The 13,692-nt window shown below is 31.6% G+C and carries 11 protein-coding genes; all 11 read right to left on the reverse strand.

Annotation, left to right across the window (positions count from 1 at the left end):
* Positions 1–397: 397 nt before the first annotated feature.
* Positions 398–1,669 (reverse strand): adenylosuccinate synthase, encoded by a 1,272-nt coding sequence (locus tag ACZIYX_RS22565; protein ID WP_462684526.1) that lies wholly within the window; start codon positions 1,667–1,669, stop codon positions 398–400.
* A gap of 3 nt (positions 1,670–1,672) precedes the next feature.
* Entirely contained in the window at positions 1,673–2,140 is a 468-nt protein-coding gene (locus ACZIYX_RS22570) for a Fur family transcriptional regulator (protein ID WP_462684527.1), read from the reverse strand.
* A 183-nt stretch (positions 2,141–2,323) separates the two neighbouring features.
* Entirely contained in the window at positions 2,324–4,531 is a 2,208-nt protein-coding gene (locus ACZIYX_RS22575) for a RelA/SpoT family protein (protein ID WP_462684528.1), read from the reverse strand.
* A 165-nt stretch (positions 4,532–4,696) separates the two neighbouring features.
* Positions 4,697–5,929 (reverse strand): M48 family metallopeptidase, encoded by a 1,233-nt coding sequence (locus ACZIYX_RS22580; protein WP_462684529.1) that lies wholly within the window; start codon positions 5,927–5,929, stop codon positions 4,697–4,699.
* A 73-nt stretch (positions 5,930–6,002) separates the two neighbouring features.
* Positions 6,003–6,821 carry a TrmH family RNA methyltransferase gene (locus ACZIYX_RS22585; RefSeq protein ID WP_462684530.1) on the reverse strand — a complete coding sequence of 273 codons (819 nt, stop codon included), beginning with the start codon at positions 6,819–6,821 and terminating at the stop codon, positions 6,003–6,005.
* Positions 6,822–6,864: 43 nt separating this feature from the next.
* Positions 6,865–9,657 carry an ATP-binding protein gene (locus ACZIYX_RS22590; RefSeq protein ID WP_462684531.1) on the reverse strand — a complete coding sequence of 931 codons (2,793 nt, stop codon included), beginning with the start codon at positions 9,655–9,657 and terminating at the stop codon, positions 6,865–6,867.
* Between the two features lie 30 nt (positions 9,658–9,687).
* On the reverse strand, positions 9,688–10,071 hold the full coding sequence (locus ACZIYX_RS22595) for a hypothetical protein (RefSeq protein WP_462684532.1): 384 nt from the start codon (positions 10,069–10,071) through the stop codon (positions 9,688–9,690).
* Between the two features lie 175 nt (positions 10,072–10,246).
* Positions 10,247–10,591 carry a 50S ribosomal protein L20 gene (gene rplT, locus ACZIYX_RS22600; protein ID WP_462684533.1) on the reverse strand — a complete coding sequence of 115 codons (345 nt, stop codon included), beginning with the start codon at positions 10,589–10,591 and terminating at the stop codon, positions 10,247–10,249.
* A gap of 110 nt (positions 10,592–10,701) precedes the next feature.
* Positions 10,702–10,899, reverse strand: coding sequence for a 50S ribosomal protein L35 (gene rpmI, locus ACZIYX_RS22605; protein WP_462684534.1), 198 nt, complete (start codon positions 10,897–10,899; stop codon positions 10,702–10,704).
* A 62-nt stretch (positions 10,900–10,961) separates the two neighbouring features.
* On the reverse strand, positions 10,962–11,480 hold the full coding sequence (gene infC, locus ACZIYX_RS22610) for a translation initiation factor IF-3 (RefSeq protein ID WP_462684536.1): 519 nt from the start codon (positions 11,478–11,480) through the stop codon (positions 10,962–10,964).
* Positions 11,481–11,547: 67 nt separating this feature from the next.
* Positions 11,548–13,494, reverse strand: a complete 1,947-nt coding sequence (thrS, locus tag ACZIYX_RS22615; protein ID WP_462684535.1) for a threonine--tRNA ligase — start codon at positions 13,492–13,494, stop codon at positions 11,548–11,550.
* Positions 13,495–13,692 lie beyond the last annotated feature (198 nt).

A 13,692-nucleotide genomic window follows, 5' to 3' on the forward strand; every position in this document is an offset into this window, starting at 1 on the left:
TAAAAAAGTCAAACCCTCGATATTTTAAGTTACACACTTAATGAAACAGTGTCAAAAAAAATAATTTATCTTTTGGTTTTTTGAATACATAATTCTTAAGTCAGAATCAAAATATCTGTTTTTTCACCAAATATACTTTATAGAGGCTCTTGATATAGAAGTTTCTTTAATAGTTCTTTTTCTTATTCATAATAGTTTTTAATAACTACAGAGAGGCGTTTTTAGACTGTTATTGAAGGCAGACCTGTTTATTTTATAACACATAGTGTAGATTCAATAGACCAAGCCGTATTTTTATTTTAGTAATCAATAGTTTTATATATTTGGGTAATTAAAAAATATGCAAAAAAATAAGGTCTTGAAATTTCAAGACCTTATTTTTTTGCATATTTTGTTTTTATCGATGTATAGTTTGTTTTCTATCGGGTCCTACAGAAACAATTGTAATAGGTGTTTCCAGTTCTTTTTCTAAAAACGAAATGTAATCATTTAGTTCTTTAGGTAATTGAGATGCTTCTGTCATACCGGTAAGATCTTCTGCCCAGCCTTTCATTTCGGTGTAGACAGGAGTCACATTTTCAGGTTCAATATTGTATGGCAGATGAGTAATTGTTTTGCCTTGGTATTTATACGCAGTACAGACTTTTAAGGTGTTAAATCCACTTAAAACATCTCCTTTCATCATCATTAATTGCGTTACACCGTTTACCTGCACAGCATATTTTAGAGCAACTAAGTCCAACCAGCCACATCTTCTTGCTCTGCCTGTGGTTGCTCCAAATTCATGACCTACACGCCCCATTGTTTCTCCATCTTCGTCAAATAGTTCGGTAGGAAACGGTCCGCTGCCTACTCGTGTGGTGTATGCTTTAAATATGCCAAATACATCTTTGATTTTATTTGGTGCAATACCTAAACCGGTACAAGCTCCTGCGGCAGTTGTATTTGAAGAAGTCACAAAAGGATAAGTTCCAAAATCTATATCTAATAATGATCCTTGAGCACCTTCTGCCAAAATTGTTTTTCCTTCTTTTTGTGCTTGATGTAAATATTCTTCGCTATCGATAAAAGTTAGTGTTTTTAAGACTTTTATAGCTTCAAAAAATTCATTTTCTAACTCCTCTAAATTATATTCGATTGAAGCATCATAAAAATCAATCATTGCTTCATGTTTATTTGCTAAAGCGCGATAACGTTCTTTCCAGTCGCTAAGTTCTAAATCTCCTACCCGAATACCATTTCTACCCGTTTTATCCATATAAGTAGGTCCGATTCCTTTTAAGGTAGATCCAATTTTAGCTTTTCCTTTTGAAGCTTCAGAAGCGGCATCCAGTATTCTGTGTGTTGGAAGAATTAAGTGAGCCTTTCTGGAAATTAATAACTTGGACTTATAATCCAGGTTAAATTTGTTAAGGTTGTCTAGTTCTTTTTTAAAAATAACAGGGTCTATTACCACACCATTTCCAACCAGATTAATGGCTTTATCATGAAAAATACCGCTGGGGATAGTGTGTAACACATGTTTTATTCCATCAAATTCAAGAGTATGTCCAGCATTAGGCCCCCCTTGAAATCGTGCTATTATATTATAATCTTTTGTAAGAACGTCTACAATTTTCCCTTTACCTTCGTCTCCCCATTGAAGACCAAGTAATAAATTTACCGCCATTATTTAATTGTCTTGATTAGTTGATTTCTTTTTAGTTCCATAGAAATACAAAGAATGATTTGTAATATCTACATCAAAAATTTCTTCGATTGTTTTTTTTATAGATTGAATTCTAGGATCACAAAATTCTAATACCTCTCCTGTATCTGTTAGGATTAGGTGATCATGTTGTCTGTCAAAATAAGATTTTTCGTATTGAGCCTGATTTTGACCAAATTGATGTTTTCTTACCAATTTACAATCCAGCAATAGTTCTATAGTGTTATATAGTGTAGCACGACTTACCCGATAATTTTTGTTTTTCATTTTGATATATAAAGATTCAATATCAAAATGTTTATCATTTTCATAAATTTCTTGAAGTATAGCGTATCTTTCAGGTGTTTTTCTATGTCCGTTTTCTTCTAAAAAACTGGTAAACACGTTTTTAACGATGATTTGATCGTTCTGGGTAGTTGCTTTAGTACTCATACGTTTAAAAAGGCAAAGTTACATTATTTTTTATAGGGATACAGTGTTTTAAAACGATTATTTTAACCTTTTTAAAAGTAGTAGTTTTTTAAAAAAAACACAGAAGTGGTTTAAACTTTTTCAACAAACCTTAAAATACTTCTGTTTATAACTATTTTGTTTTTTATTTTATAAACCTGCATTCTATTCTCTAACCACTTTGTCTATACCGCTAATCTTAGAGAGGTTTTTTATAACCGTTTTTAAGGTGTTTTTATTTTTGACCCCTACCGTTATTTTACCTGTAAAAACACCATCATTAGTGTCAAAATTCATATTGTAAATGGCAAGATTCATATTGTTTGAAATAATTTGAGTTACTTCATTTACTACTCCTATATTATCGATACCATTAAGTCGGATCACAGCTTTAAATTCTTCTTGACTAGAATCAATCCATTTTGCTAAAATAATACGATAGGCATAATTGCTTTGCAACTGTAGAGCATTTGGGCAATCGTTTTTATGAACCTTTATGCCTTCATTGACAGTGATAAACCCAAAAACATCATCTCCGGGGATTGGATTACAGCAGTTGGATAGTTTATATTCTAATTTTTCTGAGTCTTTACCAAAAACCAAAAGATCATACTTGGATGTAATCTCTTCTTTATCAATATCTTTAATATTACCTCGTCGAATCCTATTTTTAATAAAATTCATAAAGACATTGCTTCTGGTGGTAGCAAACTCTTTTATTTTTTGATTATCAATAGTTCCTATTCCTACTCTGTAAAATAAGTCCAAACTTGTTTTAAGTTTAAAATAAAGTACAAGTTCGTTTACTACTTTTTCACTCATCGTTATTTTCTGAGAACGAAGCTTGCGTTTTAGGATGACTTTACCATCTTCGGCAATTTGTTTTTTCTCATCTCGTAATGCAGATTTTATTTTTGATCTGGCTCTTGCGGTAGTTGCATAATCTAACCAACTCGAAGAAGGCTTTGATTTTGAGGAAGTAATAACTTCTACTTGGTCTCCGCTTTTTAATACCTGGCTTAAAGGGACTAATTTTCCATTAACTCTTGCTCCCCTTGTTTTTAACCCGATTTCGGTATGTACACTAAAACCAAAATCTAATGCAGTAGCGCCTTTTGGTAAAGATTTGAGATCTCCTTCAGGGGTAAAAACAAATATTTCTTTAGCATAAAGGTTTAGTTTAAACTCTTCTACAAAATCTACAGCATTTGTTTCAGAATTTTCTAAAGCTTCTTGTAAGCGATCAAGCCATCCATCTAATCCTTCCTGATCTTGTTTTTCTTCATTATTTTTATATTTATAATGGGCAGCATATCCTTTTTCTGCGATTTCATGCATACGCTCGCTTCGAATCTGTACTTCTACCCACTTACTATCCGGTCCTATAACTGTTATATGCAATGCTTCGTAACCTGTAGATTTAGGTTGAGAAATCCAATCTCTTAATCTAATAGGGTTAGGTCGGTAGTAATCTGTTACTACAGTATAAATTTTCCAGGCCAGGAATTTTTCATTCTCAATATCAGACTTATATATTATTCGTATAGCAAATTTATCATACACTTCGTCAAAGGAAATATTTTGCTTCACCATTTTTCTTCGTATAGAAAAAATAGATTTTGGTCTTCCTTTAATCTGATAATTTAAGCTTTCTTTGTCGAGTCCTTCTTTTATTTTGTTAGAAAAGCGTTCTATATAAGCATCCTGATCTTCTTTACTTTCTTTTATTTTTTCCAGAATATCTTTGTATACTTCGGGTTCGGTATATTTCAGACCCAGATCCTCCAATTCCGTTTTAATATTATACATACCTATACGATGTGCTAATGGGGCGTATATGTATAATGTTTCTGATGCGATTTTTACCTGTTTGTCGGGGCGCATAGAATCCATGGTTTGCATATTGTGCAAACGATCTGCTATTTTAATGATAATAACTCTTACATCATCATTAAGAGTAAGAAGCATTTTTCTGAAATTTTCTGCTTGTAAGGATATATCCCTATCCTTTTTTAAAGAAGAAATTTTGGTTAAACCATCCACAATTCGGGCAACAGTTTCTCCAAATAGTTGTTCAATATCTACAAGGGTATACTCTGTGTCTTCTACAACATCATGAAGTAATGCAGCAACAATAGATGTAGCGTCTAATCCGATTTCACTAGCGACGATTTTCGCTACCGCAATAGGATGAAAAATATAGGCTTCTCCACTTTTTCGGCGTTGATCTTTATGTGCATCTACAGCAATATCAAATGCTTGGCGTATAAGGGATTTATCTTCTTTGGATAAGTCTCTATAGCTTATACGAAGCAGTTCTTTATACTGTTTCGCAATTCTTTTGTTTTCTTCTTCTATAGCAGCTTCGGTCATAACATAAAGTTTTTTAATAAAGCCCTATTAAGTATCTATCGTGTGTTAGTATTCTCTTTTTATTAACCTTATAGATCTTATCATTTTTTAAATGATGAGTGTAATGTCTATAATAATTAAAAGTACAATTAAGAAATGTAACCACCAAGTACTTAAGTAACGGATTTATTTCCTTAAGTTTTTAATTCTTTGTAAAAGGGTTGGGTGCGAATAATGAATAAATACCATAGCCGGATGCGGTGTAAGATTACTTAAATTATTTTTAGATAATTTTTTAAGGCTATTTATTAAAGCTTCCTCATTGTAGGTATCTCTAGCATAGTTATCTGCTTGATATTCAAATGCTCTGGATACTATGTTCATTATTAACCCTGTAATTTCAGAAATCGGGCTATATAAAATACCAAACGCAACAAGTCCAATATGAAAAGAAGGAGTTTTTACGCTCAGAGCTTCAGAAAGGAGAGGGTTGGATATAAAAAGAGATAAAAACCATAATGTTAATCCGGTAAGCGCAATCGACAAAAGTAAATTAATAATAACGTGCCTTTTTTTGTAGTGTCCCACTTCATGAGCTAATACAGCTACTATTTCTTCGTTATTCAAATCTTTGATTAAAGTATCATATAGAGTAATTCTTTTTTCGCTTCCAAAACCAGAAAAATACGCATTCGCCTTGGTACTTCTTTTAGAGCCATCAATAACAAAAATATCTTTTAATTGAAAACCAACTTTTTTTGAATATGCTTCTATAGTATCCCTAAGGGTTCCGGGTTCTAAAGGAGTTTGTTTATTAAATATGGGAACAATGATTTTGGCATAAAACATGTTCATGGTTAATGTAAATATCGAGACTAATACCCATGCATAAATCCAGAAAGATTTTCCGGTAATTTCATAAAACCATAAGATTAAAGCTAAAAGCGCCCCACCAACAACGATCATCATTATAATACTTTTTATTTTATCAACAAAAAAAGTTTTTATGGTAGTCTTATTAAATCCGAACTTTTCTTCAACAACAAAAATTTTGTAATAAACAATGGGGGTAGAAAGAATGTCACTGCCAATCATTATTATCCCAAAAAAAACTAAGCCAATAATAATTGGGTTATTTGAAATGCTTCTGGAAATGCCATCTACCCATGCAAAACCATCAAGAAAGAAAAACAGAAGCATGATTAGAAGCGAAATCGTAGAAGACACTAATTTTAATCTAAAGTTTTCATGCTTATAGGCGATAGATTTTTCATATTCATCTTTAGGATAGACATCTGTAAGTTCTTCCGGGATTTGATTATTGTAATGTCTGGCATTAAGTATGTCTAATAAAGAATCTATTAGGAATACTATAAGGATAATAGCAATTAATAAGTAAAAGAGGTAATGTGGGGTCATTGGTTTAAAACGGTTTAAAGATTTGGGAGATGCAGGAAATTGTAAGTTAGTGAATTTTAATTTATTTTAATTGTTATATCTTTTGATTATTGAAACCACGTTGCCGCTTTGCTTCAAAAATAAGTATTCCGGCAGCTACAGAAACATTCATAGAATCTATAATGCCACTCATTGGTATTTTAATGTTTTGGGTAGTGTTTTCTATAAAAGAACTACTTAATCCGGTAGCTTCTGTACCAACAACGATGGCTGTGGGTTTTGTATAATCTTGTGTATGATAATCTACAGATGCTTGTAATGCTGCACCATAAATATGTATCTTTTGTTTTTTTAAAAAATTTATAATATCAAGAGCAGATCCTGTAGCTATATTATTAGTAAATATGCACCCTACACTGGATCGTATGATATTTGGATTGTATATATCTGTTTTTGGGTCAGCGATTAATACCGCATCTAATTGAGCAGCATCTGCTGTGCGAAGTAAAGCACCTATATTACCCGGTTTTTCAGGTGCTTCAGCTATTAAAATAAGAGGGTTTTTTGAAGGTAATACAAAGCTGTTAATACTAATATCTTTACTTACCACCAAAGCTATTATTCCTTCAGTCGTCACTCTATAAGCCAGCTTTTGGTAGATTTCTATAGTGATCTCAAAAAGTTCAATTTGAGTTTTGGAAGCTGTAACTATAGATAAAACATCTTCAATATTAATAATAGAAGGACAGTAATACAGTTGCGTTACTGTATATCCTCCTTGTATAGCTAAAGTAATTTCGCGTTTGCCTTCAATAATAAAAAGTTTTTCTTTCTTACGAACTCTCGATTTTTCTTTAAGTTGGTTAAGAAATTTTATTTTATCATTCTGTAAGCTTTTTATCTGGTTTTGCATAATAACAAATATAGTAATAGAGAGGAAAAAGATGTTTCCTTTTTTAGATATTTAAAGAAGATAAATCTTTAATAAATTGTTTTACTTCAAGAACGATTTTGGGATAAGATTTGTTTAGTTTATTAAAATGTTTTATCAGGATGGTAAACTCTGCTTTATTTTTTGCCAAGTGCTCTATTTTTTCTAAAACAGAAGCTTCTTTTTGAAGTCCAATTGTTTTAAAACTAGATTTGATCTTATGTGCCATTTGTGCAATGTCTTCTATTTTATCATAGTCTTTCTCTTTGAAATAGTTTTTTAGGATGCCATAATCTTTAGTAGTCTCTTCCATAAAAATTTCGAGGACACTTTTGATAATTTCAGGATCATCATCAAAAGTTTTTTTTAAGAAGGAAAGATCACATAATTTTTTTGAGCCCAAAGAGTCAGGCTTATTTTTAACAACATTATTGTGGTTATTTGTGGTTTTTAATAGGCTATTTGATTGTATACTTAAAAGAATTTCTTTTAAAGCTTTTTCGCTTAGTGGTTTTGTAAGGTAAAAATTCATTCCGGATTCAATAGCCTTCTTTTTTGATTCAGGGAACACATCTGCTGAGCAAGCTATAATGGGGATTTTGTTTATTTGGTCATTCTTGGATTGTCTGATTTCTTTTGCTGTTTCAGGACCGTCCATAACAGGCATGTGGATATCCATTAATATAAGATCATAGATATCGTTTTTAAGTTTCTCTAAAGCAATTTTACCATTATCAGCGATGTGTGCATTGATACCCCACGTAGAAAATAATTGTTTAATAAAAAATTGATTCATTTTGTTGTCTTCAACGACAAGCACCTTTAAATCAGATAATGCAGTGTTGTTTTCTGTAATGGTAGTTTCAATTTTACGATGAACAGAAGATTTGAATTTACTTTTTAGGTATGTAATCGAAAAGTCAAAAGTAGAACCAGTTTTAAGATTGCTTTTGGCGTTAAGAGTGCCCCCTTGTAGTTCTATGAGTTGTTTAGAAATAGAAAGCCCTAATCCTGTTCCTTCTATTTTGTTTTTTCCTGGTTTGTTTACTTGATAAAAACTACTAAAGATATCCTGCAATTTGTCTTTTGGTATCCCAACTCCGGTATCTTTTACAGAAAAATTAATGGTAACATGTTTATTGTTTGTGTTTTCAGTTTTTACTTCGATAGTAATTTTACCAGTTTGCGTAAACTTTATAGCATTGCCCAGTAAATTAACTAGAATCTGATTTAAACGAAGTTGGTCACCAATAATAAATCGGGGCACAGACTCATTAATAAGCATAGTATATTTTAACCCTTTTTCATCAGCTTTTATTCTAAAACCACGAGAAATATTAGTAATTAATTCATGAAGATCAAAATTGGTGTTATGCAAAGTAAGTTTTCCCGCTTCGATTTTAGAAAAATCCAGAACATCATTAACCAGTATCAAAAGATTTTCTGCTGAAAACTGAATTCCTGCTATATTTTTTTTATCTACCTGCGGAGTGCTGAAATTGCTTTTCTGTAATATGCCCGCCAGGCCCAGGATAACATTAAGAGGAGTTCTTATTTCATGGCTCATATTGGATAAAAAAATTGATTTGGCTTTTGCTGATTTTTCAGCAATTACTTTGGCCTCCCTAATCTCATTATCCATAGTTTTTCTATCGGTAATATCTCTAAAAAAACCATTAAACAAATAATCATCTTTGGTTTCTATTGCAATAATGGTAAGCTCTATATATACAAAAGACCCATCTAATCTTTTTACATAAGTTTCAACCCTTTTGTTTATTAACTCATCACGCCCGTGTATAATATAATTATTGAAACTTCTTTTTAATTCTTCTTGCAATTTATGCGGGACTAATGGATAAATACTTTTGCCTATAGTTTGCTCTCTTTTTAATTTTAATATGCTTTCAGCCTGTTTATTCCAATTTAATACAACCCCAAGACTATTAACCAAGATAATGCCATCCATTGCCGTCTCCAAGATAATAGTTTTTAGATGTTCACTGTATTTTAGTTCTTCCTCAACTTTTTTTCTTTCAATAATTTCTCTTGTAAGCCTTTCATTAATTTCTTCCAGACTATACAACTGCTTTTGAAGCATTTTGTGCATTTGTTGTTTACTAGGAAAATTGATAAGATTTTTAGAGAGAATCTCTTCTGGAATTACATTTAGTATTGCAGAAAAAGAATCTAGCAAATGATATGATTGGTAATGTTTTTTGTATACAAACAAATAAATGTTAGTAATTACATTAATACCCAGATTGTTTTTTGTTGTAAGAAAAATCTTATTCGAAAAATCAAGCAAAATCTTCCTTTCGTTGATAATATCAATAGTGCTGAAATCGTTATATGAAGTGTTTAGATATTCTTTAATCTTTAAAATTTCAGAGTCATTATAGCTTCCAACAAGTTTAGAGGTTTTACATAATACTTTTGACAGAAAGCCTTTGCATAGTTTTAGTTCTTGCTCTTTTAACGGGACAAATATTAGCTTAAATGATTTGTATTTGAATAAGTTGTTGTGCTTTTCGGTAATTATACTTCGTAAAGATTTTTTATCGAGGCTTTTTTTTAAGTTTTTTTCTGTGATATGTTCTTCTATGAACAAATACATTTCAGGTAAATTTTCAATTTTCTTAGAAAGGGGGGAAGCTTTAAAGTTTTTGACTTTGGCTTTTAAATTTGATGTGTTGAATGAAGAGTTAATTTCTTTCCATAAAAAATCAATTAGATCAATGATTTCTTGTTCTTCATGATTTTTTTGAAACGCAGGTTTCTTAGAAAGAGTTATTGTTTTAAACCATTTTTTGATCATTCAAATTGGGGGTGTTTGTCAGCTCTGTTTTTAATTAGAATAATGTATTGCAGATAAAATATTTATGTTAATTACTTTTTTGTATTGCATAAGATCCCCCAAAATAATTACAACTATATTTTTAAGAATATAGTTGCCAATAACAGAAGTTATTTGTTTGTTTGAATATTTAATACTAAAAGAAATAAAGTTTTTAGTACGTGTAATTATGTAAAATCTAAATTTGTCAACTATAGGTTTAATGATAATATAGTGGATAAATAGAAAAATGATATTTAAGATTAATGTTCCATAAAAAATAAACGACAAATTAATTTTAAAAGTATAACCAGAGTATTTATTGTTGCTTTTTGCTAAAATTTCATGGCCTATAAAGAATTCTATCGATCCTGATAGATAATTGTTTCTTTTCATGTCTTTTTAGTTTTTTTAAAAGTAATGAAAAAAAGCGATTATTTTGTTTTTTTAATAGCTTAAATACTGTTTTTATCGGTGAAATGCACTACATGTATAGCTAAGCATAAAAAAACCCGCGTTCAAACGCGGGTTTTTTTTATAAGTGAGATAAATATTATATTAATAAAAAGAATTATTTTACTTTTTCAACAATTGCTTGAAAAGCTTCTGGATTGTTCATAGCTAAGTCAGCAAGAACCTTACGGTTTAGCTCGATATCATTAGCTTTTACTTTACCCATAAATTGAGAATAAGACATACCGTACATACGGGCACCTGCATTAATACGAGTGATCCATAAAGCACGAAAAGTTCTCTTTTTATTTCTTCGGTCTCTGTACGAATATTGCATCGCTTTATCAACCGCATTTTTTGCTACTGTCCAAACGTTTTTACGTCTTCCAAAGTAACCTTTAGCTTGCTTAAGAACTTTTTTTCTTCTAGCTCTTTTTGCAACAGAATTTACTGATCTTGGCATAATTTTAAATTTTTTAGTAGTAGGCGACTCAATAATTTAAAAATTGAATTCTTTTAAAATAGCCTAACTCCTTGGTTTGTATTAATTTTAACCGGATTAAAAAGTGTAGGTTACTTTAAACGTAACTGCTCTTTAATACTATTTTGATCGCTTGCATGCACCAGTGTTGAGTGCGTTAAAGCAAGTTTCCGCTTTTTAGATTTTTTTGTCAGAATATGACTCTTAAAAGCGTGCTTTCTTTTGATTTTACCAGTGCCGGTAAGCTTAAAACGCTTTTTCGCACTAGATTTGGTTTTCATTTTAGGCATTGTATCCTTGTTTTTATAATCTCACTTAATTATTTTAAATAATCTCTGTAATCAGAAATATTTTACTTTTTTGGTGCGATAAACATAATCATTCGTTTACCTTCAAGTTTTGGCATTTGCTCTACCTTGCCGTATTCTTCTAACTCCTGCGCTAATCTAAGCAGTAAAATCTGCCCTTGATCTTTATATATAATAGAACGCCCTTTAAAAAATACGTAAGCTTTTAGTTTTGATCCTTCAGATAAAAATTTAACAGCATGTTTCTTTTTGAACTCGTAATCATGTTCATCTGTATTCGGACCAAATCTAATTTCTTTGATAACAACCTTAGTAGCCTTTGATTTTAAGACCTTGTCTCTTTTCTTCTGCTCATAAAGGAATTTTTTATAATCCATTATTTTACAAACAGGAGGCACTGCTTTGGGTGAAATCTCAACAAGATCAAGTTCTTGCTCTTCGGCAAATTGTAGAGCCTGCTTTATTGGGTAAACACCAACTTCTATATTATCACCTACAAGACGTACTTCATCAACACGGATTTTGTGATTGATTCTATGTGCATCTTCTTTGATTACTCTCAGTGGTTTTTGAGACCTTCTTCTTCTTATTGCTATGACTTAATAATTTAAATTAAACTTATTTTTTATATTATCCGTTAAACGGTTTTAATGTTCTCTTGATTTCTTCATTTATTATTTTCGAAAACTCTTCAATAGATATTGCACCTATATCTTCACCACCATGTTTACGAACAGAAATGGTATTGTCATTTTCTTCTTGCTCTCCTACAATGATAATATACGGAAACTTATTCATCTCTGCTTCTCGAATCTTTTTCCCTATAGTTTCATTTCTGTTATCTACAAGGGCGCGAATTTCGTCATTTTCTAACAAATTTAAAACTTTTTCGCAGTATTTTTCATATTTCTCACTGATAGATAGTATAATAGCCTGTTCAGGCATTAACCACAACGGAAAATTGCCCCCTGTATGCTCTAATAAAATAGCAATAAATCGCTCCATGCTGCCAAAAGGAGCTCTGTGGATCATAACAGGTCGGTGTAATTCATTATCGTTGCCCTTATAAGTTAGATCAAAGCGTTCAGGCAGATTATAATCTACTTGTATGGTACCCAATTGCCAGCTTCTCCCTAACGCATCTTTAACCATAAAATCAAGCTTAGGTCCATAAAAGGCAGCTTCACCACTTTCAATAACAAAGTTTAACCCTTTATCTTTTGCCGCAGTTATAATAGCATTTTCAGCCTTTTCCCAATTTTCAACTTCTCCTATATATTTTTCAGGATTTTGCAAGTCTCTTACAGATACCTGTGCAGTAAAATTTTCAAATCCTAAAGACCCAAAAACATATAAAACTAAATCAATTACTTTCTTAAATTCCAGATCCAGTTGATCCGGAGTACAAAAAATATGCGCATCATCCTGAGTAAAACCTCTTACTCTCGTTAATCCATGAAGCTCACCACTTTGTTCATAACGGTACACAGTACCAAACTCTGCATATCGCTTCGGTAAATCTCGATAAGACCAAGGGCCGCTATTATAAATCTCACAATGATGAGGACAGTTCATTGGTTTAAGCAAAAACTCTTCTCCTTCAGCAGGAGTGGTGATGGGTTGAAAACTATCTTCCCCATATTTTGCATAATGACCAGAAGTAACATATAATTCTTTTTGACCTATATGGGGGGTTACCACCATTTCATACCCAGCCTTTTTTTGTGCTTTTTTCAAAAACTGTTCTAAACGATCCCGTAAAGCAGCTCCTTTTGGAAGCCAAAGAGGTAATCCTTGACCAACTTTTTGAGAAAAAGTAAAAAGCCCAAGTTCTTTTCCTAATTTTCTGTGATCCCGTTTTTTTGCTTCTTCAAGTAATTCTAAATACTCTTTTAAATCTTTTTGTTTAGGAAAAGAAGTTCCATAAATCCGGGTCAATTGCTTGTTTTTTTCATCTCCTCTCCAATAAGCCCCCGCAACGCTCATGATTTTTACCGCTTTTATAAGCCCCGTATTTGGGATATGCCCCCCACGGCATAAATCTGTAAAAGTATCATGATCGCAAAAAGTAATAGTGCCATCTTCTAGGTTTTCTATCAATTCAACCTTATACGCATTACCTTCCTTTTTGTATTTGTCTAAAGCGTCAGTTTTAGATACAGATCTCATTTTAAACTCATGTTTTCCTCTTGCAATCTCAAGCATTTTATCCTCGATAGACTTAAAATCTTTTTCAGAAATAGTTTTTTCTCCTAAGTCCACATCATAATAAAACCCATTTTCAATAGCAGGGCCAATAGATAGCTTAACTTCAGGATATAAATCTTCAAGAGCTTGCGCCAAAACATGAGAAGTAGAATGTCTAAAAGCATTTTTACCTTCATCATCATTCCAGGTAAACAAAACAAGATTGCCATCGGTAGTTAATTCAGTAGAGGTTTCGATAATAGTTTCATTAAACTTTGCAGAAATTACATTTCTGGCAAACCCCTCACTAATATCTTTTGCAACATCCATGGCAGTTACAATATTATCATAGTTCCTGATAGAACCATCTGGTAACGTAATCTTGATCATTTTTTTTCGAATTAAAGGAACAAAGATAATACGATAATAAAACCCATACAATATATATATGTATTTAATTCATTAAAATTAGGTATCATAACTAAAACTGTTTTTATAAGAGAGTATAATATAGAGATTATCTTTAAATAATAGCGTGTCCCTTTGGGTCGGGCTATCCGTTACAACTCCTCGCATTTCGTACCTCAA

The organism is Aquimarina sp., from assembly GCF_977115655.1.

Excerpts from the sequence above, each read along its gene's own strand:
- ACZIYX_RS22580 (WP_462684529.1), bottom strand. The coding sequence starts at position 5,929 with ATGACCCCACATTACCTCTTTTACTTATTAATTGCTATTATCCTTATA.
- thrS (WP_462684535.1), bottom strand. The coding sequence starts at position 13,494 with ATGATCAAGATTACGTTACCAGATGGTTCTATCAGGAACTATGATAAT.
- rpmI (WP_462684534.1), bottom strand. The coding sequence starts at position 10,899 with ATGCCTAAAATGAAAACCAAATCTAGTGCGAAAAAGCGTTTTAAGCTT.
- rplT (WP_462684533.1), bottom strand. The coding sequence starts at position 10,591 with ATGCCAAGATCAGTAAATTCTGTTGCAAAAAGAGCTAGAAGAAAAAAA.
- ACZIYX_RS22595 (WP_462684532.1), bottom strand. The coding sequence starts at position 10,071 with ATGAAAAGAAACAATTATCTATCAGGATCGATAGAATTCTTTATAGGC.
- ACZIYX_RS22575 (WP_462684528.1), bottom strand. The coding sequence starts at position 4,531 with ATGACCGAAGCTGCTATAGAAGAAGAAAACAAAAGAATTGCGAAACAG.
- ACZIYX_RS22590 (WP_462684531.1), bottom strand. The coding sequence starts at position 9,657 with ATGATCAAAAAATGGTTTAAAACAATAACTCTTTCTAAGAAACCTGCG.
- ACZIYX_RS22565 (WP_462684526.1), bottom strand. The coding sequence starts at position 1,669 with ATGGCGGTAAATTTATTACTTGGTCTTCAATGGGGAGACGAAGGTAAA.
- ACZIYX_RS22585 (WP_462684530.1), bottom strand. The coding sequence starts at position 6,821 with ATGCAAAACCAGATAAAAAGCTTACAGAATGATAAAATAAAATTTCTT.
- ACZIYX_RS22570 (WP_462684527.1), bottom strand. The coding sequence starts at position 2,140 with ATGAGTACTAAAGCAACTACCCAGAACGATCAAATCATCGTTAAAAAC.